Origin of the sequence: Haliea salexigens DSM 19537, assembly GCF_000423125.1 — a bacterium.
GTDB lineage: Bacteria > Pseudomonadota > Gammaproteobacteria > Pseudomonadales > Halieaceae > Haliea > Haliea salexigens.
Genome location: NZ_AUHJ01000001.1, coordinates 259,251 through 284,814, shown reverse-complemented (window position 1 = coordinate 284,814; position 25,564 = coordinate 259,251). Strand labels below are relative to the sequence as shown.

The window sequence follows — 25,564 nt, the reverse complement described above, 5'->3', positions numbered from 1 at the left end:
CGCGAGCCAGACTGGCCCGGTATGGTTCCCGCAAAACCATACAATAACGGAGATGCGCATGTTTGCCCGATTCGATAAAAGCCTGAAAGTCCTGCCGCTGGCGGTCGCCTGTGCCTGTGTTACCAACACAGCATCGGCGCAAATGCTGGAAGAGGTTGTGGTGACTGCACAGAAGCGCAGCCAGAGCCTGCAGGATGTACCGATATCCATAAACGCCGTGTCCGGTGAAAAGCTCAGAGAGGCCGGAATCACCCGCATAGCAGATTTGCAGGTGTATGTGCCGAACCTCACCATGAGCGAGGCGGCCATCGGCTCCAATATCTATATCCGCGGGGTAGGCTCGCAGGTTAACCAGGGCTTCGAGCAGTCGGTGGGAACCTACGTCGATGGCATCTATTTTGGTCGCCCGCGGCAGTTGCGCGCTCCTTTCTTTGACCTGGAGCGGGTTGAAGTTCTACGTGGCCCCCAGAGTATCCTGTTCGGCAAGAATTCGATCGCGGGTGCGTTGAACCTGGTCACCGCAAAACCGACGGATGAATTTGAGGGCAGTATCTCTGCGCTGCTTGAGCCTGACCATGGTGAGCTTGAAACCAGCCTGGTACTTTCCGGGCCCATTACCGACGCGCTGGCCGGGCGTCTGGCAGTTCGATACAGGGAAATCGATGGTTTCATCGACAATGTGGCCAAAGACCTTGATGAAATGGAGACGGAGGAAACGGTGGTACGCGGCGCGCTGCGCTGGGATGCCACCGAGAACCTGCAGGTTGACTTGAAACTCGAGACGGGTGAGTTCAATTCTGTGGGGCGCAATTCCATTATCATCGGCAGTCCTGCGCCGGGTGGCGCTACGCCGGTCCTCAATGATTTTACGCGCAAGGCCGCGCTGGACCCGGAATTCAGCGACAACAACTACGACAACGCAACCCTGACCTTGAACTATCAGCTGGGTGAGTTTGAACTGGTGTCGACCACCGGGTGGTCTGCTTACGATTACACAGAGGAGGTCGACACCGATTTTGGTGTGGGCAGCACGGTGCAGTCTCCGGCGGCAGAGGACTTCGAGCAGTTGAGTCAGGAATTGCGCCTGGTGTCGCCCCTCGGGCAGACGTTTGAGCACATACTTGGCGTGTTCTACCAGACATCCGAGACGGACTATGCCGAACCTGCCCGGATCACCTTGCCCAGTGTAGCGGTAGAGCTGGACCGGAACTTTTTTTCCGACAGCGACCTCTGGGCGGTGTTCGGCCAGTCCACCTGGAATGTCTCTAACAACTTTCGCGCCACGCTGGGTTTACGCTACACCGTTGAAGACAAGGAGGGCGGACGCAAGCTCGTGACGCGCAATCTGGATGGCAGCGTATTCAACCCGCTGGGGCTGTCGGGGTTTGCTGAACTGGGCATGCCGCTGCCGCCCCTCGGAGTCACACCGCATGACCTGAGGGGTGAGCGTGACGAAGAAGTGGTAACCCCCTTGTTGAATCTGCAATGGGACGTTGCCACCGACGCCATGCTGTACGCAAGCGTGTCGACGGGCTACAAAGCGGGTGGATTTGATGCGCGTAGCAACCGGGCCACCTTGCCCGATGGTCGCCCCGCGCTTGAATTCGAGGAAGAGGAGGCACTCTCTATGGAGCTGGGTGCCAAGCTTGGGCTGATGGATGGCGCCGCGGAACTGAATGTTGCGGTGTTCCGCACGGAGTACGACGACCTTCAGGTCAGCGTGTTCGACGGCGTTCTGGGCTTTGACGTGCAGAACGCGGCCTCTGCGACTACACAGGGCCTGGAGATGGATGGCCGCTGGCAGCTGACCGATAAACTGCGGCTGACCGGCGCGTTTGCCTATACGGATTTTGAATTTGAGGATTACGAAGATGGTGCCTGCTATAAGGGCCAGCAACCGAACCAGGTGGTCGATGGTGTGCCGTTCTGTGACTGGTCCGGCAACACCAACCAGTTCACGCCCGAATTCAGCGGCACCCTGGGTGTCGATTTTGTACAGCCTGTATTCGGGAATCTGGAGTTGAGGTCAACGCTGGATGTCATATACTCGGACGATTACTACGCCGCGCCTGATCTTGATCCCAACGCGCTGCAGGACAGCTACGTCAAGCTGAATGCACGTTTCGCACTGGGCCGCGCGGATGGTACTTGGGAAGTCGCGCTGGTTGGCAAAAACCTGACGGATGAAGAAATCATCACCTTTGCCAACGATGTGCCGCTCACCGGGCCGGTGACAAGCTACTTTGCATTCGTGGAGCGCCCGCGAACGGTAGCCGTGCAGGCAACCTATAATTTTTGATAAAAAGCGAGGGCGGTATGGCAGTATCCGGTAGCAAGTTGGCCTGTTTCAGGGCCGCTGTAGTGGGGGGGCTGTTTGTTGCAACGGTCGGTTGTGGCCAGCAGGCTACCGAGCCTGCGGCAACGTCAGTTCCTGCAAGCGTTGCCGCCGTTGACGGCCAGCGTATACAGCAGGCCGATCAACAACCGGGGAACTGGCTGAGCCATGGGCGCACTTACAGCGAACAGCGTTTCAGCCCGCTCGAGGAACTGGACGAATCCAATGTTGCGGAGCTTGGCCTTGCCTGGTACTTCGATCTGCCGGATGACCGCGGTATAGAAGCCACGCCCATTGTGGTTGATGGCGTGATGTACGTCACCGGCGCCTGGAGCAAGGTGTTTGCACTGGACGCCGCCAGCGGTGACCTGCTCTGGCAGTACGACCCGCAAGTGCCGCGGGAATGGGCAGGGAATCTGTGCTGTGACGTGGTCAACCGCGGCGTAGCGGTCTGGAAAGGGGTTGTGCTGTCCGGCACCCTGGACGGCCGGCTGCAGGGCATCGACGCACGCAACGGGGAACTGCTCTGGGAGACGCGCACCACGCCGCTGGATCGCCCCTACTCGATAACCGGTGCACCACGTGTGGTGAAGGACCGCGTGATCATCGGCAACGGCGGGGCAGAGCTGGGTGTGCGCGGCTTTGTGTCCGCCTACGATTACCGTACCGGTGAGCTGCAGTGGCGCTTTTATACGGTCCCGGGAGACCCCTCCCTGCCATTGGAGCACCCGGCACTGGAGATGACACTGGACACCTGGAAGGGCGGTGAGTGGTGGAAGATCGGTGGCGGTGGCACTGTCTGGGATTCCATGGCCTATGACCCGGAGGCCGATCTGCTGTATATCGGGACCGGCAATGGCTCGCCCTGGAATCGCAGTATTCGCAGTCCCGGCGGCGGCGATAACCTCTTTCTGTCCTCGATGGTCGCGCTGCGCCCGGAAACCGGGGAATACGTCTGGCACTACCAGACCACACCTGGTGAAAGCTGGGATTACACTGCTACACAGCACATGATTCTTGCTGAAATCGATTGGCAGGGCGAACTGCGCAAAGTGATTATGCAGGCGCCGAAGAACGGTTTCTTCTACGTATTGGACCGCTTGACCGGCGAGTTGCTGTCGGCGGAGCCCTACACACAGGTAACCTGGGCGGATCGCGTTGACCTGGAAACCGGGCGGCCGGTGGAAAACCCCGCGGCGCGTTACGAGCAGGGCGAGGCAGCATTGATCTGGCCGCATCCACTCGGCGGACACAACTGGCACCCGATGAGCTATAGCCCCAACACCGGCCTGGTCTATATCCCGGCGCAGGAAATCGGCATGAACTACTCACGCGACGAACAGTTCAGCTACAGCCCCGGGGGTTGGAACACAGGCGTGGCGTTGGAAGCGGCCGGTATGCCGGACGATGAGGCGGTGCGCGCCGAGTTCGGCAAACTGACCAAGGGCCATGTCAGTGCCTGGGACCCGGTTGCGGGGCGCGAAGTCTGGCGCATTCAGCACGATAACATCTGGAACGGGGGTTTGCTCTCCACCGCGGGTAATCTGCTGTTCCAGGGCAACGCGGAGGGCGAACTAGTCGCCTATCGCGCCACCAATGGGGAGCGCTTGTGGCGCTTCCCGGCGCAAACCGGCATCGTCGCTGCGCCCATCAGTTACCAGGCCGGTGGTGAACAGCTGGTTGCGGTGGCTGCGGGCTGGGGTGGTGCTTTCGCGCTGACCGGTGGCGAGCTGGCCAGTCGCAGTGCGGGTTCCGTCACCAACAGCAGGATACTGGCCTTCCGCCAGGGCGGCACCGCGGCCCTGCCTGCGGTTGCAGCCAGCCGTGATCGCACCCAGGTGCCAGCTTCATCATCGACCGCAGCCGCGCAAGTCTCACTTGCAGTCGAGGCAGCGGCAGATGCCGATGCGATTGAACGCGGCCGGGTGCTGTTCATGCGCAACTGCCATATGTGCCACGGTGACCGCGCGGTATCCGGCAGCAACATCCCCGACCTGCGGCACATGTCCGATGAAACCGTGGCGCAGTTTGGTGCCATTGTGCTCGGCGGCCTGCGACACCAGGGCGGTATGCCCGGCTTTGCAGAGCGCCTGGAGCAGGCGAACGCCGAGGATCTGCTCGCCTACCTGCTCAGCGTGAGGGTGGCCGCAGCAGGCGAGGGCTGATTCAGGTTCACGCTGTGGTTGCTGCTTCCCCGTGAAGCAGTTGGTCAATCAGAGCCCTGCCCGCGGGTGGCAGGGTGGCGTTGCGTAGATAGACGATACCTGGGCGCACCATGATGTCGGTGAAGCCCGGAAAGTCGATTTCCACAAGCTTGGCGCCCACGACGCTGTCACGCAGTATCCGCTCCGGAGCACAGGTGATGAAGTCGGAATGCAGCACGACTTTGCTCAGCAGGCTGAAATCCTCGCAGTAGATACGGCAGGCCCGGGCGATAAAGAGATCCGGGTCTGCCCCGTCCGGCGCATTGTCGCGCAGCCACTCGACCCAGCGCCGCGGTAGTGAGGGCAGGGCGAGAGAATAGCTGGCCAGGTCTTCTGTCCGCACAGAGCCTGTTTTGAGCAGTGGGTGCCCCGGACGGCACGCCGCGATAGAGCGGATAGGTGTCAGGGGCACGATCTCAAGGTCGTCCTGTCCCTCGAATTCGCCGATGTCCGCGACCATAAGGTGCAGCGTCCCGGCGTGCAGTTGTTGCACCAGTCCCGCCCAATTGTCGATAGCGACGCGAATGCTGAGCCCGGGGTGCTCTGACACCAGGCGTGCCACGGCGTCACTTATTGGCCCACGTGCAACAATCGGCCCGCTGCCAACGCGCAGCTCGCCGCGCAGGCTGTCCGACAGTGCATCCAGGCTGTGGTGAATGTCATCCAGTTCGCGCATGATGCGTTGTGCGTGCTCCATCAACACGTCGCAATGCGGGGTTGGGTCCACGCTTTGCGACTTTCGGTCAAAGAGCGAGACCTCCAGCTGCTGCTCCAGGTTCTTGATGCTTTTGGTGAGCGCGGGCTGGGTGATGAACAGGGCGTCTGCCGCTTTGCGAAAACTGCGGTGTTTCGCCAGCATGATGACATGACGGAGTTGCCGGGTATCAATGGGGTGCATCGCGCTGCAGCCTACCGGTCCAGGCCACCCATCAGCATGTACTTGATTTCGAGGTAATCATCCATGCCGTACTTGGAGCCCTCGCGCCCGGAGCCGGACTCTTTGACGCCGCCGAAGGGCGCCATTTCGTTGGAGATCAACCCTTCGTTGATGCCCACAATGCCGTATTCCAGTGCTTCGGCAACCCGCCACACACGGCCGATATCGCGCGTGTAGAAATAGGACGCGAGGCCAAACTCCGTGTCGTTGGCCATCGCTATCGCCTCCGCCTCGGTGTGGAAACGCACTACGGGTGCAACCGGGCCAAAGATCTCATTGCGGAACACGGGCATGTCGCGGGTGACGTCTGTGAGGATGGTGGGCTGGTAAAAACAGCCTCCCAGCGCGTGCTTGCCGCCACCGAGGGCGACCTGCGCCCCGGCGTTGACCGAGGCCTGCACCAGCGCATCGACATCGTCGACGGCCGCGGCATTGACCAGCGGACCGATTTTGACGTTCTCGGCGAAGCCATCGCCTACGGCTAATTCAGCGGTCGCGGCCACCAGCTTGCGCACGAATTCATCGTAAACGCTGTGTTGCACCAACATGCGATTGGAGCAGACGCAGGTCTGGCCCGAGTTGCGGTATTTGGAGGCAATGGCGCCCTCGACCGCGGCATCAATGTCGGCGTCGTCGAAGACGATGAACGGCGCATTGCCGCCGAGCTCCATGGAGGTTTTTTTCATGGTTTCCGCGCACTGGGCCTCCAGCATCTTGCCCACCGGGGTGGAGCCGGTGAAGGTGAGCTTGCGGACGGTGGGATTGCTGGTCAACTCTCCGCCAATGGCAGAGGAGCTGCCCGCGACAATGTTCAGCACACCGGCCGGCACGCCTGCGCGCTCCGCCAGTACCGCCATGGCGAACGCCGAGAGCGGCGTTTCGCTGGCGGGCTTGATGACGATGCTGCAGCCTGCTGCCAACGCCGGCGCAGCCTTGCGGGCAATCATGGCGTTGGGAAAATTCCACGGCGTGATGGCGGCGACGACACCTACGGGTTGTTTGATGCAGACGATGCGACGGTCCGCGCTGGGGCCGGGTATCACATCGCCATCAATGCGCTTGGCTCCCTCGCCAAACCATTCGATAAACGAGGCGCCGTAGGCGACTTCGCCACGCGATTCCGCGAGTATTTTGCCCTGTTCGGCGGTCATGATGGTGGCCAGGTCCTCCTGGTTCTCCAGCATCAGGTCGAACCATTTACGCAGCACGCCCGCGCGGTGTTTGGCAGGCTGTGCTTTCCACCCCTCCATGGCGAGGCTGGCGGCTTCAATGGCGCGCCGTGTTTCAGTGGCTCCCACTTTCGCGACCCGCACCAGCAATTCGCCGTTGGCCGGGTTGCTGACAGGGAAGGTGGCGCCATCATCTGCATCCACCCAGGTACCGCCGATGTAGGCCTGGGTTTGCAGTAGAGTGGGGTCCGACAGTGAAAGGTCCATAGTGTGTTCCTCGTGCGTACAGAGTGTGCATTGCGTTCTGCCCGGTAGTGTAGCGCAGAATGTAGAGGCCGCCCCGGGGGCATAACCACGGGAACACTATAGCGATTCCGGGGCAGTTTTGCGCCGCTGCAGCGCTCAGCATGACCGTCGCCGGCGACCGCTGAGCTTGTGTTTGCGCACCAGCCCGCGCAACTGGTCGTAGCTCAGGCCCAGTGACTCCGCCGTGCGCCGTTGATGATGGCCGTGATCGGCGAGCGCCTGATGCAGCAGGCGCCGTTCAATGGCCTGCATCCGGGCACCGAAATCCGTGATGCCGGGAGTGGCGATTTCGCTCGTCGCCGTTCGAGCGGGTGCTGGTGCGCCCGGAGCAGGTGCCGCTGGCAGGGGCTCAAACGGCGACAGAAACGGGTCGAGCACGATCTCCGCCACGGGCCTCGCTTCGTTACCCCAGCGATGCAGTGAGCGTTCCACCGTGTTTTTAAGCTCCCGCACATTGCCCGGCCAGTCATGTGCCTGCAGGCTGGCCAGCGCCGCCGCGGTAAAGCCTGGAAACAGTGCCCAGCCCAGCTCCTTGCACATGAGCAGGGCAAAATGCTGGGCGAGTTCAGGAATATCCTCCGTGCGCTGACACAGTGCCGGCAAGTGCACCACGTCAAAACTCAGGCGATCCAGCAGATCGGCGCGGAAACGCCCTTCGGCGACCAGCGCACGCAGGTCCGCATGACTGGCTGCCACCACACGTACATCCACCTGCAGCGTCTGCTGACCGCCGAGGCGTTCGAACTCGCCGTATTCCACCAGCCGCAGCAGCTTTTCCTGCACCGGTAGGGGCATGGTGCCCAGTTCATCCAGGAACAGTGTGCCACCGTCTGCCCGCTCAAAACGGCCCTGGCGCAACCGTGTTGCACCGGTAAAGGCGCCGGCCTCATGACCAAACAGCTCGGAGTCGAGCAGGGTGTCTGACAAAGCGGCGCAATTCACCTTCACGAAGGGCGCCGCCCAGCGCGCTGAGAGGAAGTGCAGCCGTTCAGCGGCCAGCTCCTTGCCGGTGCCCCGGTCGCCGCGCACAAGCACTGGCCGGTTGATACCCGCCAGTTGCGAAATGTGATCAAGCGCATGGGCCAATGCGCCTGAACTGCCAATAATGCCCTCGCCTGATGCCATGGGTTATAAAGACCTTTAAATAAGGTTAATTAAACCTATAAAAGGTGAAATTAGCTCATAAATCAATAGCTGGCAGCGCGGTTTTTCCGTGATAGAGAACAATTTCCAGTTAAAACAGTCGGTTAGGCGATGTGGCACGCTTCCTGTATTGATAGCCGTGGAAACGCCAGTCACGGCATTCGGCAAACGGGCACGACCCGGGGAGAACACACATGGGCATTTTTTCGCGGATGAGCGACATCATTAACTCCAACCTCAACGCCTTGCTGGATCAGGCGGAGGACCCGCAGAAGATGATCCGCCTGATCATTCAGGAAATGGAGGACACCCTGGTGGAGGTGCGCAGTTCCTCCGCGCGGGTACTGGCGGACCGCAAGGCGGCGGCGCGCCGCTTGCAGCAGGTGCAGGCAGAAGCGGAGGCCTGGGAGCGCAAGGCCAAGCTGGCGGTGAACAAGGGGCGCGAAGATCTTGCGCGCGCCGCGCTGCAGGAAAAGCATGCCATTGAAGACGAAGTCGCGGTGGTGGAAGCCGAGTTGCGTGCCACCGATGAGCACATCGCCCAGCTCAGCACCGAGATCGGCCAGTTGCAGCAGAAGCTCTCCGACGCCAGGGCACGTCAGCAGGCGCTGCTCATGCGCAGCCAGACTGTCGAGTCGCGTATCAAGGTCAAGCGCCAGATGCACCGTGAAGCCCTGGACACCGCCTTCCAGCGTTTCGAGCATTTCGAGCGGCGTATCGATAACCTCGAGAGCCAGCTGGAACTGCTTGATGTGGGCCGGGACGTTGCCCCCGACCTCGCGGCTGAAATCGCATCGCTGGAAGAGGACGAGCGCATCAGCGATGAATTGCAGCGCCTGAAAGCGGAAATGTCCGGCGGCACAGAGCCCAAGGCGTGATGCCTGCTATGATCGCCCTTGTCGGCTTCGCCGGGTTCCCTACACAGTTCGAGGATACCGCCCATGCAGTTCTGGCAATTCATGTTCGTGCCAACCATTCTATTTCTGGTCATCGTGGCCCCCATTTGGATCACCATGCACTATCGCAGCGTTAACCGCTCTTCGCAGAGCCTGAATGCGGCGGACCGGCAGGACCTGGAAGATCTGCTGGCCACGGTTGACCGGCTCACCGAGCGTATTGGCGCCCTGGAAACGATTCTGGATGCAGACCACAGCACCTGGCGCGAGCAGTCTGGCCGCCAGCCGCGTAAGGAGGAGTACAACAATGAGTGACAATTATCAGCGCAATCGCAATCCTCACGGGCCCGACTGGCGCTCGGCAGAGCGGGGATTCCGGCAGCGGCGCGAAGCTGGCTGGGGGATGAACCTGTATCGCAGTAACCGCAGCCGCCGTATAGCCGGCGTGTGTGCCGGCCTGGCGGAGTATTTTGACGTGGCGCACTGGGTGGTGCGTTTGCTGTGGGTCGCGGCGGTGTTGTTTACCGGCACCCTGGCGCTCTGGGCCTACCTGGGAGCATGGTTGCTGCTCGCCCCCCGACCGCAGCAGCGAGGCAGGGCGGCAGGTAGCGCGGGTGGCCCTGGTGACGACCCTGAGCCGGCGGTGGATATGGAGTACGACGAGCGGCATCACGACTACCGCCCGCGCAAGGTCTTCCGCTACAGTGAGCCAGGCCCCGTGCGCTTGCGCCGTGCCCGCGAACGTCTGGACGCCGCCCTGCGCCGTGTTGAGGCAATGGAAAGCTATGTGACCTCCAGGCAGTACGAGCTCGACCGGGAAATATCGCGCCTCTAGGTCGCCCTTGCCGGGGCTTCCCCCGCCCCGGAGGGATACGCTATCCTGCCTCCGGTAATTCTTTTTACGCAAGTAGTCCCGCTCGTGGGCGCTGGCGAGAGGTGGGTGGCATGACGGCAATGGAAACCTTTGACGGCGGCGCTCCGCTGGTACTTGAGCCGGTGGTGCCACCACCGCACGCCCTGCTGGCGCTTACCGAGGCACACCGCGCCGCAATGGAAGCGGTGACCCTGGGCCTCAGTCGCCGCTTGCTGGATAAAGCGCCGCGCGGCGATGGTCACCCGGTGATGGTGCTGCCCGGGTTTCTCGGGGCCGATGGTTACAACGCCGGTTTTCGCCGCTACCTCACGAAACTGGGTTACGCCGTGCACGGCTGGGGCCTCGGCCGCAACCTGGGCCCGCGTGAAGGGGTGCTGGAAAGCCTTGAGGAGCGCATAACCTTTCTCGCCGAGCGGTATGACGGCCCCATTTCCCTCATTGGCCACAGTCTCGGCGGCATATTTGCACGTGAACTGGCGCGCGCCTTTCCCGAGCGGGTGCGGCAGGTGATTTCCCTCGGCAGCCCTTTCGGAGAGGGGCGCATGATCGCCTCCTATCCTGCGCGCCTGTTCAGTGCCCTCAATCCACCGGAGGACCTGCCGATTGACCAAGGTATCCTGCATGTCGCACCCCCTGTACCCACCACGGCAATATACAGTCGCGGAGACGGGGTGGTGAACTGGCAGACGACGTTGCAGCGCGCCGGGCATGCCCTCACGCAGAACATCGAGGTGCGCGGCAGCCACTGCGGCATGACCTTCAACCCGGCTATCTGGTATCTGGTGGCCGATCGTCTGTCACAGCCGGTCGACGGCTGGAAGCCTTTCGAACGCCGCAGCTGGACCAGCCTGCTGTATCCCGCCCCCGCGCACTGACGCCGCAATTACGCCGAGGCGAGTGCCTCGGCGTGGAAGGCGATATGTTCACCGATAAATGAAGCGATGAAGTAGTAGCTGTGGTCGTAGCCTGGCTGGCGACGAATCGTTGCCTTGAAACCGCGGTCAGCGCAGGCCGCCTCCAGCAGTGAGGTTTTCAGCTGCGGTTCGAGGAAGTTGTCTGCCTCGCCCTGATCGACCAGCATTGGCAGTTGTGGCGCGCCGGCGCGAATCAGAGCGCAGCTGTCGTACTGCGCCCAGCTGTCGCGTTCCGGTCCGAGGTAGTGACTGAAGGCTTTTTCTCCCCAGGGGCACTGTGTGGGCGCCACAATGGGGGCAAAAGCCGACACCGAGGCAAAGCGCCCAGGGTTGCGCAGCGCCAGCACCAGCGCGCCGTGGCCGCCCATGGAATGGCCGGCAATCGCGCAGCGTTCAGCCTGCACGGGGAAGTTCGCCGCCACCAGCGCCGGCAGTTCCCGGTCAACATAGTCGTACATCTGGTAGTGCTGCTGCCATGGGGCCTGCGTGGCATTGACGTAGAACCCGGCGCCCAGGCCGAAATCCCAGGCACCCTCCGGGTCATCCGGCACGTCGTCGCCGCGCGGGCTGGTATCGGGGCAGACGATGGCCAGCCCATGCTCTGCCGCGTAGCGCTGGGCACCGGCCTTGTGGATGAAGTTCTCATCCGTGCAGGTGAGGCCGGATAACCAGTAGAGCACCGGCACCGGGCCGTGCTCGGCCTGAGGCGGCAGGTAAAGGGCACCCTGCATGCGACAGGCAAGGGTTGCCGACTGATGCTCAAAGCGCAACTGGCGACCCTCAAAGGTGCGGTGTTCGGCAATAATCTCCACTGTTGTCTCTCCGTCCTCAGTAAATCACGACCGAGCGGATGCTTTCACCGCCGTGCATCAGGTCGAAGCCGCGGTTGATGTCGTCCAGCGGCATGGTGTGGGTGATCAGGTCGTCGATGTTGATCTTGCCGTCCATGTACCAGTCAACGATTTGCGGCACATCCGTACGGCCGCGCGCGCCACCAAAGGCAACGCCGTGCCAGGAGCGGCCGGTCACCAGCTGGAAGGGCCGCGTGGCGATCTCCTTGCCCGCGCCGGCAACACCGATGATATAGGACTCACCCCAACCCTTGTGACAGCACTCCAGCGCCTGACGCATGACGTCGACATTGCCGATGCACTCGAAACTGTAGTCGGCGCCGCCGCCAGTGAGTTCGACAATGGCCTCCACCACGTTGGGGACCTGTTTCGGGTTGATGAAGTCGGTCATGCCGAACTTGCGTCCCAGTGCTTCGCGCTCCGGGTTGAGGTCCACGCCGATGATGCGATTGGCACCTACCAGGCGTGCACCCTGTAGAACGTTCAGGCCAATGCCGCCCAGGCCGAACACCACCACATTGCTTCCGGGCTCGACTTTGGCGCGATAGACCACGGCACCAACGCCGGTGGTGACACCGCAGCCGATGTAGCAAATTTTGTCGAAGGGGGCATCTTCGCGCACCTTGGCGACAGCGATTTCAGGCATGACGCTGAAGTTGGAAAAGGTGGAGCAGCCCATGTAATGCAGCAGGGGCTTGCCGTCTAGCGAAAAGCGGCTGTTGCCATCGGGCATTACCCCGCGGCCCTGGGTTTCCCGAATCGCCTGGCAGAGGTTGGTTTTCGGATGCAGGCAGAAATTGCATTCCCGGCACTCGGGGGTGTAGAGCGGGATAACGTGGTCGCCCGGCTTTACCGATTTCACACCGGCACCCACCTCACGCACAATACCGGCGCCTTCGTGGCCAAGAATGGCAGGGAATGCGCCTTCGGGGTCATCACCGGACAGCGTGAAAGCATCGGTGTGGCAGATGCCGGTGGCCATCATTTCCACCAGTACTTCGCCCGCTTGCGGGCCCTCCAGGTCGACGTCAATCACTTCCAATGGTTTGCCAGCGGCAAAGGCAACGGCGGCACGGGTTTTCATCGGCAACTCCCTGTGTAAATGCAGGCTGCCATGGTAAGTCGCAGTGCAGAGCAGGACAAGCGCGCGGTTTTACATTAGGCTGGCGCCACCACGGCGAAGCCGCTTTGAGGCGATGGTTGGGAGGCGTAATACAGCATGCAGGAAAGGTTGGAATCGTTCGGCGGCCGGGGCGACGCACTGGTTTTTGCACACGCCAATGGTTATCCCCCGGGCAGCTACCAGAGCCTGCTGGCACCGCTCGCCGAACACTTCACCGTGCACGGCTACCGTCACCGGCCGCTGTGGTCGCGTGAACCGGCCCCCGTGCGCGCCAACTGGCGGCTGTTTGCCGATGACCTCATTCACACACTGGAGACCTGTTTCACGGAGCCGGTGTGGATGATGGGACACTCTCTGGGTGGCGTGGTGGCCATGTTGGCGGCGCGCAAGCGCCCGCAGCTGTTCCGTGGCCTGGTGCTGCTGGACCCCGTATTCATGCCCACACGCCTGGCCCTGGGGCTGAACCTGACGCCCCCGGGCCGCCTGCGGAAAATTCCCATGGTGCGCCGCGCGCTGGGCCGTCCCGACCGTTTCCCCAGTGTGGAGCAGGCCTACGCGTTCCACCGCGAAAAACGTGCCTACAGCGGCTTGTCCGACGAGGTACTGTGGCACTACATGCGCGCCGGGGTACGCGAAGCGCCAGAGGGTGATTGGGAACTTGCCTACTCCCCGGCATGGGAGGCCGCCGTCTATTCCTCGCTGCCGCTGGTGTGGCTGCGGCTGTTGCGCCTGCGCCTGCCCACACTGGGCTTGCGCGGCGAACACTCGGACATTCTGTCCGCCGCCGGGCTGCAGCGCTGGGCATGCCTGCAACCGCAGGCAGAGCTGCACAGCGTGCCGGGGGGGCACCTGTTTCCGCTGGAACATCCTGAGCCCACCGCGCAGCGAGTGCTGGATTTTCTCGCGCGGCATCCCGGCTGATGCTGCACCGTATCTGGCTCGGGTTTTTCCTGCTCGCCTTCCTGGCTGCGCTGGTGCAATGGCTGGTGGCTGGCGATGCGGCCGTGTTCCAGCGCATGGTTTCCAGCCTGTTCGACATGGCGGGATTGGCGGTGGAACTGGCTATCGGGCTGATCGGCCTGATGGCGTTCTGGCTGGGCGTGGTCGCCGTGGGTGAGGCATCCGGCCTGGTCGATCGTCTGGCGCGTTTGCTCTCGCCGCTGTTCACGCGGCTGATGCCGGAGGTGCCACGCGGTCACCCGGCCATTTCTTCCATGACGCTCAACCTCTCGGCGAATATTCTGGGGCTGGACAACGCCGCCACGCCCCTGGGTATCAAGGCTATGAAAGACCTGCAAACCCTGAACCCACAGCCCGATGTGGCGACGAACGCGCAGATACTGTTTCTGGTGCTTAATACCTCTTCGGTAACACTGTTCCCGGTGACTATTCTGCTCTACCGGGCGCAGATGGGTGCGGCAGACCCCGCCGCGGTGTTCATTCCCATTCTGATAGCGACCAGCTGCTCAACGCTGGCCGGGTTGCTGGTCACCGCCTGGGTGCAACGTATTCGCCTGCGCGACACCGTCGTATTGGGATTTCTGGGTGGTGCTTTCGCTGTGCTGCTGGCGTTGGTGGGCTGGTTCTCGACGCTCGGTGCCGAGGAGTTACAGCGCCAGTCCAGCCTTGTCAGCAACCTGCTGATCGTGAGCCTGATTGTTCTTTTTCTGGTGGTTGCGCATCGGCGAGCCGTCAACGTTTATGACACGTTTATCGAGGGTGCCAAGCAGGGCTTCGAGGCGGCAATCGGCATTATTCCCTACCTGCTGGCCATGCTGGTGGCAATCGGCGTGTTCCGCGCCAGCGGTGCCCTCGACCAGGTGCTGACGCTGCTGCGGAGTGGGGTGGACGCCCTGGGCATGGATACGTTGTGGGTAGATGCGATGCCAACGGCCTTGATGAAGCCCCTGTCCGGCTCCGGGGCGCGCGCCATGATGATCGATACCATGAACACCTTCGGCGTCGATTCATTCCAGGGGCGCCTGGCCGCCACACTGCAGGGCTCCACTGAAACCACGTTCTATACCCTGGCGGTCTACTTTGGTGCGGTGGGCATCCGTCGCGCGCGTCACGCACTGGGCTGCGGGCTCGCCGCGGACGCCGCGGGCATTGTGGCTGCAATTGTTGTGGCCTACTGGTTCTACGCCTGAACGGCTGTCATAAAAGTTTCATCAACAGCGTCCACAAAGCGGCTTTACTGCGCTTGCGGGCGCGCTAGACTGGCACCTTTTTATTGAGGCTGCCTGCGGGCAGGTGACGAAATGGCGGACCCCCACAATTCCCTGCAGAGACGGCTGGCGGACCTCGACGAGAATCTGTTCATTCCGCGGGAAATCAGCTGGCTGTCCTTTAATGCGCGGGTGTTGCAGGAAGCGGCTGATGAAACCGTGCCGGTCATCGAGCGGCTGCGCTACCTGGGTATTTTCTCCAACAACATGGATGAATTTTTCCGTGTGCGCGTGGCGGAGGTGCGCCGGCTGATAACCGTTTCCGATGCCGCCTCCAAACAGCGCGCCAAGGATCTGCTCGCGGCCATCGTCAAGCGGGTGGTGGAACTGCAGAAGCACTTCGAAAAAACCTACAACGTGGTGTTGCGCGATTTGCGGGCACGCCAGATCTACATGGTCAACGAGCGCCAGCTGGACGCGGGGCAGGCGGCGTTTGTGCAGGCCTATTTCACGCGCACGGTGTTGCCCGAGCTGGAGCCCATTTTGTTGCGCGATGGGCAGGCGATCCCGGCACTGAACGATGAGTCCATCTATCTGGCGCTGGATATACGTTCGGGTGAGGACTACAACTACGCGGTAGTGGAAGTGCCCACGGACCGGCTGGACCGCTTCGTGCAGATACCCAAGCGCAAGGGGCGTGCGGGCAAGGTGTTTATCGCGCTCGACAACGTGATCCGCTTCTGCCTGCCGCAGATGTTTCGCGGCGTGTTCCACATCGACGAAACGGCGGCCTACTGCTTTAAGTTTTCGCGCGATGCCGAGCTGGAGATCGACCCCGGTATCACCGAGAGCCTGATCGACAAAATGGAGACCAGCCTCAAACAACGGCGCAAGGCAGAGGCGGTGCGCTTTGTCTACGACGCCGCCATGCCACAGCGTTTGCTGGATTATCTCTGCTCGCGCTTCGGGTTTGGTAAATACGACAGCCTGATTCCAGGCGGGCGTTACCACAATTCCAAGGATTTCATGTCCTTTCCCAACGTTGGGCCGAAGTATCTGGAATTCCGCCCCCTGCCGCCCATTCGCCTGCCGCGCCTGGACGAGCCGGGCAGCCTGTTCGACAATATTCGCGAACGGGACGTGTTCCTTTACTACCCTTACCACCCATTCGACTACATTATCGATTTGCTCAAGACGGCCGCACTGGACCCCACCGTGTCGACCATCAAGATCTGTTTGTACCGGGTTGCCAAGGTCTCCCGCGTAATTGATGCACTGGTCAATGCCGTGCAGAACGGCAAGCGCGTACTCGCCGTGGTGGAGCTGGCGGCACGCTTTGACGAAGCTGCGAATATCAGCTGGGCACAGCGTTTGACTGAGAACGGTATCGATGTGATTTTCGGCATCCCGGGCCTCAAGGTGCACAGCAAGCTGCTACTCATTGAGCGCCGTGAAGAGGGCCAGGTGCGCTACTACAGTCATATCGGCACGGGCAACTTCAACGAGAAGACCGCCCGCCTTTACACCGACTTCACCCTGCTGACCTACGACCAGAATATCGGCCGCGACATCTACGATGTGTTTGACTTCCTGCAGTTCACCTACAAGCGCCCGCGCTACCGAACCCTGTTGGTGTCGCCACACAGTACGCGGCCTGGTCTCATGCATCTTATAGAGCAGGAAATTGCCAACGCACGTGCCGGTTACCGCGCAGAGATGACGCTCAAGTGCAATAACCTGGTCGACAACCAGTTGGTGATGAAACTGTATGAGGCGTCCGATGCGGGCGTAACGATCAAGCTGATTATTCGCGGCATGTGCTCACTGCTGCCGGGTGTGCGTGGGATTTCCGAGAACATCGAGGCGATCAGCATTGTCGACCGTTTCCTGGAGCACCCTCGTGCCTACGTGTTCTACAACCGTGGCAATCCTCGCTACCTGCTGGGCTCCGCCGACCTCATGACGCGCAATCTCGACTACCGGGTTGAGGTGCTGTGCCCCATCCGCGATCCGGCGGCACAGCGGGTATTGCAGGATATTCTCGATCAGCAGTGGCACGACAACGTCAAGGCGCGCATCATCGACCAGCATCAGGTGAACGATTATGTGCCGCGGCGCGCAAAAGGCGCCATGATCCGCTCACAGGAGTCGATACACCGCTACCTTTCGGGTGGCAAGTTGCCGCGCTATCCTAAAACCCCGGCGGCGGTAACCAAGCCGCAGCGGCGGCGCAAGCGACACTAAAGCTGCCCTGGAGTAGAGAAATCTTCCATGTGTTAAGTTTTCTCTAAGTTTCGTACCTCACACTGCCTTTCATCGAGAGCATTGTGAGGTAGGCCCGTGACAGCTTCTCTGCATAACGCCCTGGGCGGCGGCACACTGACAGTACTGCAGGCCACCGCGCCGGTGACGGAACCCTTCGTGCTGAATGCTTGTGAGGGGCTTGATCCCCGGCGTGAGCGTATCGAGCGTTATATTTCCAGTGTGTTCCAGGCAGCCTGGGATGCGCGCGTGTTGTCGTTTCTGCCCCTGCTTTGCAGCCTGGAGCAGAAGGGAACCCTGCTTGCCGCACTCGGTCTGCGCAGCGGCAACCACGGCGCTCTGTTTTGCGAGCAGTACCTGGATGTGCCAGTCACCGCTGCTGTGGATGCGCTGCACGGCGGTGCCAGTTGTCGCGGCGATATTCTGGAGCTGGGCAATCTGGCCGCCTCTGCGCCGGGGCAGGGCGCTGTACTGTATTTACTGGTAACGGCTGCAATTCATGAGGCCGGCATCCGCTATCTGGCTTTCGCTGCCAATCGTGCGGTGCGGCTGTCTATCCGTCGCAGCGGTTTTACGCCGCAGGCCGTGGCGCCGGCCCGACCGGAGCGTCTGGGTAGCGCGGCGCAAGACTGGGGTCGCTATTACGAGGGTGACCCGCAGGTGATGATCGGCGATATGCTGCTCACCCACCAGCAGGCTTGCGCGCGTCCGGCGATGGCCGCTGAGCTTGAGCGCCATGCGGCCATGATATCGGCCCTTGCCTCCACTATCCGGAACCACGCCGGGTGAACGTACTCACTGCAGCACTGGCGCACCGCGCGGCGCAGCAGCCACAGTCCACCGTGCTGGATGACGGGCGTGAGACGGTGAGCGCCGCGGCGCTCTGGCATGACGTGGAGCAATTGGCGGGGGCGTTACGTGCGCAGGGTGTCCGGCGGCTCGCGCTGCTGGCAGACAATGCGCCCAACTGGGTTCGCGTTGATCTGGCTGCACAAGTGGCGGGTGTTTGCCTGGTGCCGGTGCCGACATTTTTCAGTCCCAGCCAGCGTGCGCATGTGTTGGAGGCGTCCGGCGCGGAGGCGATTGTGGTCAGTGCCGGGCTACGTGACGCACTACGTGACGCACTGTCGGGGGTAGCCATAGCAAGCCGTCACGAAGCCCTGTTCACCGGGTTGACTATGGCACCGCTTGCCACGAGCGCCGGTGGCGCGATTCCGCCAGGTACGGCGAAAATCACCTTCACCTCCGGCTCCACCGGTAGCCCCAAGGGGGTTTGTCTCTCGACGCAACAGTGCTTGCGTGTGGCGCAGTCGCTGCAGGCTGCTGTTGGGCTTTCAGCCCCTCGCCACTTGTCGATCCTGCCGCTGAGCACGCTGTTGGAGAATATTGCCGGCGTTTATATGCCGTTGCTCGCGGGTGGCAGCGTCATCCTGCCTGCGCCCACGGAGTTGGGGTTGGCGGGCAGTTCGGGTGTCGATGCACAGCGACTGCTGTCAGCAATATCGCGCTGGAACCCGCACACGCTGATTGTGATTCCACAATTGCTTACGCTGTTTGACCGGGCCTTGCGGGCCGGCTGGCAGCCTCCGCCTGCACTGGCTTTTGTCGCCGTGGGCGGTGCCCGGGTGGCGCCCGAACTGCTGCATCGGGTGCGCGAGGGTGGGCTGCCGGTGTACGAGGGCTATGGATTATCTGAATGTGCCTCAGTGGTCAGCCTCAACACACCGGCTGCGGACCACGCGGGAAGCAGTGGTCGCGTCCTGCCGCATGTAAAGGTCAGCGTGCGAGACGGTGAAATCATGGTCGACGGTAATCGCTTTCTGGGTTATCTGGGCGACCCTGCGAGCTGGGAGTCAGGGCCGGTGGCAACGGGTGACCTCGGCCAGCTGGATGCCCGGGGCTTCCTGACGGTATCCGGTCGGCGCAAACACCTGCTGATCAGCAGCTATGGACGTAATATTTCCCCGGAATGGGTGGAAAGCGAGCTGCTTGCCGACGGTTGTCTGTTGCAGGCCGTGGTACTGGGTGACGCTCGTCCGTATTGCGTGGCTCTCGTTTACCCTGCGCGCCAGGACATCAGTAACGCCCAGATCAACGCAAGTATCGAGGCGGCGAATGCAGCGCTACCGGACTACGCCCGCGTGCAGGACTGGATCCGCCTGGCATCCCCCTTGTCTGCGGACAACGGATTGCTTACGGAAAATGGGCGGCCCCGTCGGGCACGCATTGCGGAGCACTTTGCGGCGCGCCTTGCCCAGTGTTATTTACCCGAAAAGGAGTGCTTGGCACCATGAACACATCAGGCAATGGTTTCTTCCAAACCCTGCAGGACAGCACCAGGGATGAGCGGGAGGCGCTTGTTGCCACCCCGCTAGTACAGGATGCACTGGGGGGGCAATTGACCACGGAGCGCTATGTCGCATTTCTGGTACAGGCCTACCATCATGTACGCCACACGGTGCCCCTGCTGATGGCTGCCGGCTCGCGCATGCCGTCGGAGAAGGAGTGGTTGCGCACGGCGCTCGCCGAGTACGTCGAAGAAGAGATTGGCCACCAGGAGTGGATTCTCAACGACATCGAAGCCTGTGGCTACGACCGCGACCGCGCCCGCCTGAGCACGCCCAACCGTGCCACAGAATTGATGGTAGCTTACGCCTACCACGTGATTGATAGAGTCAATCCGGTGGGATTCTTCGGCATGGTCCACGTACTTGAGGGTACATCCATTCGTGTCGCCGACAGCGCCGCGGATGCTATCGCAGCGTCGACCGGCCTGCCGCGCAAGGCGTTCAGCTATCTGGGCTCCCATGGTGCGCTGGATATCGAGCACGTACAGTTCTTCGAAAACCTGATGAATCGCATTGAGCCGCCTGAAGACCAGCGACAGATCCTGCACTGTGCCAGAATTTTCTATCATCTTTACGCGGACGTGTTCCGCAGCGTCAGCGCCGATCAGGCACAGCGTCTGGCGGCGTAGGGGGCGCTATGAGTGTTGCAGGTAAACGTATTGTGCTCACGGGAGCGGCGGGTGGTATCGGCCAGGCATCGGCACGGGCGCTGGCACAGGCGGGCGCTGCGCTGGTCCTGGTGTCACGCAATGGCGAGGTGCTGGAAGACTTCAGCAAGACGCTTCCCGGTGAAGGACATCGCATCGTGGTGGCCGACCTCGCCAGCGACGAGGGCCGCGCAGCCGTGATCGCGGCAGGGCAGGAAGCGGACGGGCTGATCAATAATGCCGGGGTGAATCATTTCGGTTTGTTTGCCGAGCAGACTGAGGCCCAGTGGAGTCAGACGCTGGAACTGAACCTGATGGTGCCGATGCTTCTGGTGCAGGGCTTATTGCCCGTTCTGCAGGTGCGCGGTGGCTGGGTCGTCAATGTCGGTTCCGCATTCGGTAGCATCGGTTTTCCGGGATACGCGGCGTACAGCGCCAGCAAGTTCGGCCTGCGCGGGCTCACCGAGGCACTGCGTCGGGAGCTGTCCGGCACTGGAGTCACCCTGCATTACCTGGCACCCAGAGCCACGGCAACGGAGATGAATGCCGGGCCCACGGCCGCGATGAACGCGGAGCTGGGTACTGCGGTAGATGAACCGGAGCGCGTAGCCAGGGAATTATTGGCGCTCTTGCACTCGGGCCGTGGCCTGCGCTTCGTCGGTTGGCCGGAGCGCTTTTTCATCAAACTCAATGGCCTGTTTCCTTCTCTGGTAGAGAAATCACTGGTGAAACAGTTGCCGGTGATTCGGCGCCATGCGCTGGCTGGCAAGGCAGCCGGCGAGTAGACTAAGTCCATGCGTATCCTTCTGGTTGAAGACGACAGATCACTCGCGGCGGGCCTGCAGGCGGCGTTAAGCCGTGAAGGTTTTGCCGTGAATCATGTCGCTTGCGGAGCCCACGCCCTGGCTGCAGTCCGTGCCGAGCCGCCCGACATGGTAGTGCTTGATCTCGGCCTCCCCGACATGGACGGCTTGCAGGTACTGAGCGCGCTGCGCGAAACCAATCGCAGCCTGCCAGTGTTGTTGTTGACCGCGCGCGACGGTGCCGAGGATAAAGTGCGCGGACTGGATCGCGGCGCTGATGACTACATGGCCAAGCCGTTTGACGTAAAGGAGCTCGCCGCCCGCTTGCGGGTGATTGAGCGACGCCTGTCCAGCGCTGCTTCCAACAGCTGCCTCACGGTTGGCGCTGTTGCGCTCGATACGGCTGCGCATACGGTATTGATCGGCGTACAACCGGTTGACCTGCCGCGCCGCGAGTACATGCTGCTTAAAGCGCTGATGGAAAGTGTGGGCAAAGTGCTGACTCGTGAAGCGCTGGAGGGGCGTCTGTACAGTTGGGGCGAAGAAGTCAGCAGCAACGCACTGGAGGTGCATATCCACCACTTGCGCAAGAAGCTCCCGGACGACTTTATCAAGACCGTACGGGGTATTGGTTACACCGTGCCACGGCAATGAATTCCATTCGTCGTTCGCTGGTTACCATGCTGGTTGCGGCGTTCACGCTGGTGTCGTTCGTCGCGGCGCTGAATGGCTATCGCGCGAGTATGGACAAGGCGGAAGCTCTGCTGGATGCGCAGCTGCAATATTCAGCGGAAATTCTCGTTGGCCTGGGTGCCAGTGAAAGCAGCGGGCAAACGTTGGGTGGCGGCGTGGAGGGGTTTGTTTTCCAGATATGGGACGGTGAACACCCCGTGTTGCGCTCGGCTGCGGCACCGGAGTCGCCTGTTACTGCGTTCGAGGAGGGCTATCGCTATGCCAATTTCGACGGCTTTCGCTGGCGCACCCTGACCGTCTCGATGGGCGGGCAGCGCTGGGGAATGGTGGCAGAGCGCGCGGATGTTCGCCACACCCTGGCGGAGAGCGTTGTGCTGGAGTCGGTCATCCCCCTGCTGCTCTGGCTGCCGGTTGCGGCACTGCTGATCTGGGTGCTGGTGGGTTGGGGCCTTGCACCTCTGCGCGAACTCAGTGCGCAGATCAATCGCAAGGCGAGTGATGATCTGGCGCCCCTGGATTACGCGGATCCGCCGACCGAGCTGCAGCAGGTTATCAGCTCTACCAATGGGCTTCTGCTGCGCCTGGCAGCTGCACTGCAGCGGGAAAAACATTTCGCTTCCCATGCGGCGCATGAATTGCGCACGCCCATCAGCGCGCTGAAGATTCATCTGCACAATCTGGAAAGCGAGGTTCCCGCGGGAAGCAGTGCCCTGCAGCACGCCAACGAGGGCATCGAACGCATGCATCACCTGGTCGAACAGCTGCTGGACCTTGCACGCACACAGCCGGAATTGATCACGGCGAACTTTCACACCACCGACCTGCACACATTGGCACAGCGGGTAACGGCAGAATTGTGGCCGGCATTCGAGGCACGGCAGCAGTCGCTCTCCCTGCAGGGTGAGCCTGCGACGATGCAGGGTGATGAAACAATGCTTGCCATTCTCATACGCAACCTGCTCGATAACGCGCGTAAATATACCCCGGCGGGTGGTGAAATTACGGTATTTGCTGGCTACCGCGATGGCACGCCAACACTTGAAGTGGCCGATAGCGGCCCCGGGATCCCATCCAGCGAGCGGCAGCGTGTGTTTGAGCGTTTTTACCGGGTGGGTGCACGAGCAGGCGAAGACGTATCAGGCGCCGGGCTTGGGCTGGCCATCACCCAGCATATTGTGCAGTTGCACGGTGCGCAGGTGCAGCTCGCGGATAGCCCGCTGGGCAGCGGCCTGGCGGTTGTTGTGCGCTTTCCCAATACCGCGGTATCCGTGTGAGTAGCTTCTGCCGATACCTGTCAGTGACCTTGTGTCTGCTGGTGGTCAATGCGGCGCAGGCAGCAACGCCGGTTATTGAGTTGGAGATACGCGATCATCTTTTCATTCCGGAGGAAATCAGTATTCCGGCCAATACCAAAGTCAAGCTCGTGGTGTACAACCGCGACGCGACCCCTGAGGAGTTCGAGAGTTACGAGCTCAATCGCGAAAAAGTCATTCTCGGCGGCAACAAGGCCAATATTTTCATCGGGCCCCTCGCTCCTGGTGTCTACCCGTTTTTTGGCGAGTTCAACCCGCGCACGGCGCAGGGCAGGGTGGTGGTTGAATGAGGCGTCATCGTGTTTCTTAATTCGGTGGTGATCGTATTGCGGGAGGTGCTCGAGGCAGCGGTACTGGTCAGTGCACTGTTGGCGCTGGCGCGTACGGTACATTTGGGACAGCGCTGGCTCTGGTTGGCGCTGCCACTGGCGGCTATTGGTGTGGCGCTGTATGCCTCGTTTCTGGCGGTGATTACCGATGCCCTGGACGGTGCTGGCCAGGAAGTGCTCAACGCCAGTCTGCAAGCCGGCGTGTACCTGCTGTTGCTGCCTATTCTTGTGCTCGCTTGCAGCGCTGAGGGGCGACGGCAATGGCTGACCTTGTTGATGACCCTGGCAATCACCTGCGCCATTGTGCGCGAATGCGCCGAGATTCATATCTATGTGCGGGCCTTTGCTGCACTCGGCGAGCACGCCGCTGCCGTGTGGGCAGGTAGTGCGCTGGGCATGGGGATCGGTATCAGCGCTGGCGTGTTGGTCTACGGTGCCCTGCGAGCCGTGCCCCAGCGCTGGGCGCTGCCGGCCTGCTGCGCCACGCTGGCACTGATTGGCGCGGGGATGATCATGCAGGCCACGATGTTGCTGGAGCAAGTCGATTGGCTGCCCGACCAGGCCCCGCTGTGGGACAGCTCGACACTGCTCAGTGAACAGTCGTTTGTGGGCGAATTGCTTTACGCGGTACTGGGGTACGAAGCGACCCCCGGTCCGCTGCAGGTGAGCCTTTACGTGGGCTGTCTGCTGCTGGCGGGTATTGCGCTGTGGTGGGGCAGTACGGGGAGGGCGAAACATGCAGTTCTGGATTAACCGCTGGGGAATATCCCTGGTGATGGGCATTTCGTTGTCTGCCGGGGTGCTGGCGGATGGCAGCGTTGTGGACAAAGTGTATCACCCCTACGTAGAGCAGCTTGAGTGGGAGCTGGAGTGGCGCGCGGTGCAGGCGTACAACGCACCGTCCAGCGTCGAAGCCCGTCAGTCGACACATCGCGTGGGCCTGGGTCGGGCGGTGTCGGAATTTCTGTTTGCCGAGGCTTACCTGATAGGGCGCGAAGGCAGTGATAGTGCCTTCAGCGTTGACGCCTGGGAGTTGGAGGCGCTGTGGCAACTCTCGGAGCAGGGTGAATTCCTGCTCGATTACGGCGTGCTGTTCGAACTGGAAAAATACCGGCACGAAGAAATCTGGGAGTACGCGACCACACTGTTATTGGAGCGCGAACTGGGGCGCTTCAGCGCAACCGCCAATCTTGGTGTGATCTACGAATGGGGTGACGATATCGAAGACGAGTTCGAAACCGCCGCCGCATTGCAGGCGCGCTACCGGCATTCCCCGTTGCTCGAGCCGGCGCTTGAGTTGTACCTGGGCGAGGATACCCGGGCACTCGGCCCGATGCTGCAGGGCATGGCCCGTTTGGGCAGCCGTCAAGCGCTGCGTTGGGAAGCGGGCGTGGTGTGGGGACTGGATGCCACCACGGCAGACTACACACTGCGCGGGGTACTGGAATACGAGTTCTGAGCCAGCAGCGGCAACTGTTGCAGCAGGGCCTGGGAAACAAAGTAGAGCATGAAGTTGGCGTAGGCGATGCCCGGGTAGTAACCACTGCCGTAGAGCCAGAAGTGGCCGATCAGGCCATCGGCTGCTGTGGCCAATGCCGCACCAAGCGCCACCCAGCGGCCGCTGCTGCCAAACGCCAGCCAGATCCAAAGCGCACAGGGCAGCATGAGTGCAATCAGGACTGAATAGGCGCCAGTCAGCCAGGCGATGTAGGTCGCAGTGCCGGGCAGCAGTACCTGACTGAACGCGAAGCCGCCACCGGCAGCGGCCACGGCCAACGACAGAGCCCGCCACAAGGGGCTAACGCGGCCTGCGGTTGCCAGCCACACGGCTGCGATCAGCAGCGCATAGCCCGGGAAAAAGAACCAGACGGAATCCGCCAGGTAGCTGTGCTGTACAACGTTGTCGTAGCTGTAAAAACGCGCGGGCACATTGCGGTTCACGGCGTCGCCAAGCAGACAGACAGCCAGCCCGAAAACCGCCAGGTCGGCGACCGCGCGCGAGCGCGCTTGTGCCTCGCTGCTGCGGTATACCCGCCTGCGAATGCGCCAGCCGTTCCACAGCAAGCCACCGAGCAGGGCCATTTCCAGCGCGGCCAGCACAGCTTTCCAGGGCCCCGCGCTGACACCGGCCGCCCAGAAACTGCACTGCAGCAGGATGATGGCGGTGCAGAGTGCCCAGGGCAGTCGTTGGTAGCTCGTGGGCGACGTGCTGCTCAGGGGCGGCTGGGGTTGGCGCTGCTCCATTGCTT

At 61.8% G+C, this 25,564-nt stretch carries 24 protein-coding genes; 18 read left to right on the top strand and 6 right to left on the bottom strand.

The genetic code is table 11. The features are described from left to right. The first annotated feature begins 58 nt into the window (after window positions 1-58). The gene (locus G533_RS0101325) at window positions 59-2,299 is read left to right on the top strand and encodes a TonB-dependent receptor (RefSeq protein WP_051229861.1); all 2,241 of its coding nucleotides are present in this window, start codon (window positions 59-61) and stop codon (window positions 2,297-2,299) included. 17 nt (window positions 2,300-2,316) lie between these two features. Further along, window positions 2,317-4,500: a PQQ-dependent dehydrogenase, methanol/ethanol family gene (locus G533_RS20075; RefSeq protein WP_084638731.1), complete on the top strand. Its 2,184-nt coding sequence runs from the start codon at window positions 2,317-2,319 to the stop codon at window positions 4,498-4,500. Window positions 4,501-4,507: 7 nt separating this feature from the next. Here the strand turns inward: G533_RS20075 and G533_RS23245 are convergent, their stop codons facing one another. The 3 genes from G533_RS23245 to pspF all read right to left on the bottom strand — a co-directional run bounded on the left by G533_RS23245 (window position 4,508) and on the right by pspF (window position 8,076). Beyond that, the gene (locus G533_RS23245; RefSeq protein ID WP_051229860.1) at window positions 4,508-5,437 is read right to left on the bottom strand and encodes a LysR family transcriptional regulator; all 930 of its coding nucleotides are present in this window, start codon (window positions 5,435-5,437) and stop codon (window positions 4,508-4,510) included. A gap of 11 nt (window positions 5,438-5,448) precedes the next feature. Continuing rightward, window positions 5,449-6,912: an NAD-dependent succinate-semialdehyde dehydrogenase gene (locus G533_RS0101310; protein ID WP_027948398.1), complete on the bottom strand. Its 1,464-nt coding sequence runs from the start codon at window positions 6,910-6,912 to the stop codon at window positions 5,449-5,451. A 135-nt stretch (window positions 6,913-7,047) separates the two neighbouring features. Next, window positions 7,048-8,076, bottom strand: a complete 1,029-nt coding sequence (pspF, locus tag G533_RS0101305) for a phage shock protein operon transcriptional activator (protein WP_027948397.1) — start codon at window positions 8,074-8,076, stop codon at window positions 7,048-7,050. 212 nt (window positions 8,077-8,288) lie between these two features. Between pspF and pspA the strand changes: the two genes are divergently transcribed. The 4 genes from pspA to G533_RS0101285 all read left to right on the top strand — a co-directional run bounded on the left by pspA (window position 8,289) and on the right by G533_RS0101285 (window position 10,739). Beyond that, window positions 8,289-8,972 (top strand): phage shock protein PspA, encoded by a 684-nt coding sequence (pspA, locus tag G533_RS0101300; RefSeq protein ID WP_027948396.1) that lies wholly within the window; start codon window positions 8,289-8,291, stop codon window positions 8,970-8,972. 63 nt (window positions 8,973-9,035) lie between these two features. After that, window positions 9,036-9,305, top strand: coding sequence for an envelope stress response membrane protein PspB (gene pspB / locus G533_RS0101295; RefSeq protein ID WP_027948395.1), 270 nt, complete (start codon window positions 9,036-9,038; stop codon window positions 9,303-9,305). Next, the gene (locus tag G533_RS0101290) at window positions 9,298-9,825 is read left to right on the top strand and encodes a PspC domain-containing protein (RefSeq protein WP_027948394.1); all 528 of its coding nucleotides are present in this window, start codon (window positions 9,298-9,300) and stop codon (window positions 9,823-9,825) included. Before pspB ends, G533_RS0101290 begins: the two co-directional genes overlap by 8 nt. Window positions 9,826-9,935: 110 nt before the next feature. Next, entirely contained in the window at window positions 9,936-10,739 is an 804-nt protein-coding gene (locus G533_RS0101285) for a lipase family alpha/beta hydrolase (RefSeq protein ID WP_051229859.1), read from the top strand. 8 nt (window positions 10,740-10,747) lie between these two features. Here the strand turns inward: G533_RS0101285 and fghA are convergent, their stop codons facing one another. Together fghA and G533_RS0101275 are read right to left on the bottom strand one after the other, a co-directional pair. After that, the gene (gene fghA, locus G533_RS0101280; RefSeq protein ID WP_027948392.1) at window positions 10,748-11,590 is read right to left on the bottom strand and encodes an S-formylglutathione hydrolase; all 843 of its coding nucleotides are present in this window, start codon (window positions 11,588-11,590) and stop codon (window positions 10,748-10,750) included. Between the two features lie 16 nt (window positions 11,591-11,606). After that, window positions 11,607-12,713: an S-(hydroxymethyl)glutathione dehydrogenase/class III alcohol dehydrogenase gene (locus G533_RS0101275; protein ID WP_027948391.1), complete on the bottom strand. Its 1,107-nt coding sequence runs from the start codon at window positions 12,711-12,713 to the stop codon at window positions 11,607-11,609. Between the two features lie 135 nt (window positions 12,714-12,848). Here G533_RS0101275 and G533_RS0101270 point away from each other — a divergent pair, with 135 nt between their 5' ends. The 12 genes from G533_RS0101270 (at window position 12,849) to G533_RS0101215 (ending at window position 24,774) form a co-directional block, all read left to right on the top strand. Continuing rightward, window positions 12,849-13,673 carry an alpha/beta fold hydrolase gene (locus G533_RS0101270; RefSeq protein WP_027948390.1) on the top strand — a complete coding sequence of 275 codons (825 nt, stop codon included), beginning with the start codon at window positions 12,849-12,851 and terminating at the stop codon, window positions 13,671-13,673. Beyond that, window positions 13,673-14,902 (top strand): nucleoside recognition domain-containing protein, encoded by a 1,230-nt coding sequence (locus G533_RS0101265; protein ID WP_027948389.1) that lies wholly within the window; start codon window positions 13,673-13,675, stop codon window positions 14,900-14,902. Before G533_RS0101270 ends, G533_RS0101265 begins: the two co-directional genes overlap by 1 nt. Before the next feature lie 111 nt (window positions 14,903-15,013). Next, on the top strand, window positions 15,014-17,164 hold the full coding sequence (gene ppk1 / locus G533_RS0101260; RefSeq protein WP_027948388.1) for a polyphosphate kinase 1: 2,151 nt from the start codon (window positions 15,014-15,016) through the stop codon (window positions 17,162-17,164). A gap of 96 nt (window positions 17,165-17,260) precedes the next feature. Further along, window positions 17,261-17,971, top strand: a complete 711-nt coding sequence (locus G533_RS20065) for a thermostable hemolysin (protein WP_051229858.1) — start codon at window positions 17,261-17,263, stop codon at window positions 17,969-17,971. Next, entirely contained in the window at window positions 17,968-19,476 is a 1,509-nt protein-coding gene (locus G533_RS20060; protein ID WP_051229857.1) for an AMP-binding protein, read from the top strand. Before G533_RS20065 ends, G533_RS20060 begins: the two co-directional genes overlap by 4 nt. Then, window positions 19,473-20,159: an iron-containing redox enzyme family protein gene (locus G533_RS0101245; protein WP_035525821.1), complete on the top strand. Its 687-nt coding sequence runs from the start codon at window positions 19,473-19,475 to the stop codon at window positions 20,157-20,159. Before G533_RS20060 ends, G533_RS0101245 begins: the two co-directional genes overlap by 4 nt. An 8-nt stretch (window positions 20,160-20,167) precedes the next feature. Then, complete coding sequence (locus G533_RS0101240; RefSeq protein WP_027948386.1) at window positions 20,168-20,962, top strand: SDR family oxidoreductase; 795 nt, start codon at window positions 20,168-20,170, stop codon at window positions 20,960-20,962. A 9-nt stretch (window positions 20,963-20,971) separates the two neighbouring features. Further along, a complete protein-coding gene (locus tag G533_RS0101235; RefSeq protein WP_027948385.1) occupies window positions 20,972-21,634 on the top strand; it encodes a response regulator in 663 nt (220 codons plus the stop codon). Then, complete coding sequence (locus tag G533_RS0101230; RefSeq protein WP_027948384.1) at window positions 21,631-22,947, top strand: ATP-binding protein; 1,317 nt, start codon at window positions 21,631-21,633, stop codon at window positions 22,945-22,947. Before G533_RS0101235 ends, G533_RS0101230 begins: the two co-directional genes overlap by 4 nt. Beyond that, entirely contained in the window at window positions 22,944-23,276 is a 333-nt protein-coding gene (locus tag G533_RS0101225) for a cupredoxin domain-containing protein (RefSeq protein WP_027948383.1), read from the top strand. The genes G533_RS0101230 and G533_RS0101225 overlap by 4 nt, the downstream gene beginning before the upstream one ends. A gap of 9 nt (window positions 23,277-23,285) precedes the next feature. Further along, window positions 23,286-24,068 carry an FTR1 family protein gene (locus G533_RS0101220; RefSeq protein WP_027948382.1) on the top strand — a complete coding sequence of 261 codons (783 nt, stop codon included), beginning with the start codon at window positions 23,286-23,288 and terminating at the stop codon, window positions 24,066-24,068. Beyond that, on the top strand, window positions 24,052-24,774 hold the full coding sequence (locus G533_RS0101215) for a hypothetical protein (RefSeq protein ID WP_051229855.1): 723 nt from the start codon (window positions 24,052-24,054) through the stop codon (window positions 24,772-24,774). Before G533_RS0101220 ends, G533_RS0101215 begins: the two co-directional genes overlap by 17 nt. Here the strand turns inward: G533_RS0101215 and G533_RS0101210 are convergent. Then, window positions 24,738-25,559: a hypothetical protein gene (locus tag G533_RS0101210; RefSeq protein WP_027948380.1), complete on the bottom strand. Its 822-nt coding sequence runs from the start codon at window positions 25,557-25,559 to the stop codon at window positions 24,738-24,740. The genes G533_RS0101215 and G533_RS0101210 overlap by 37 nt on opposite strands. Between the last annotated feature and the right edge of the window lie 5 nt (window positions 25,560-25,564).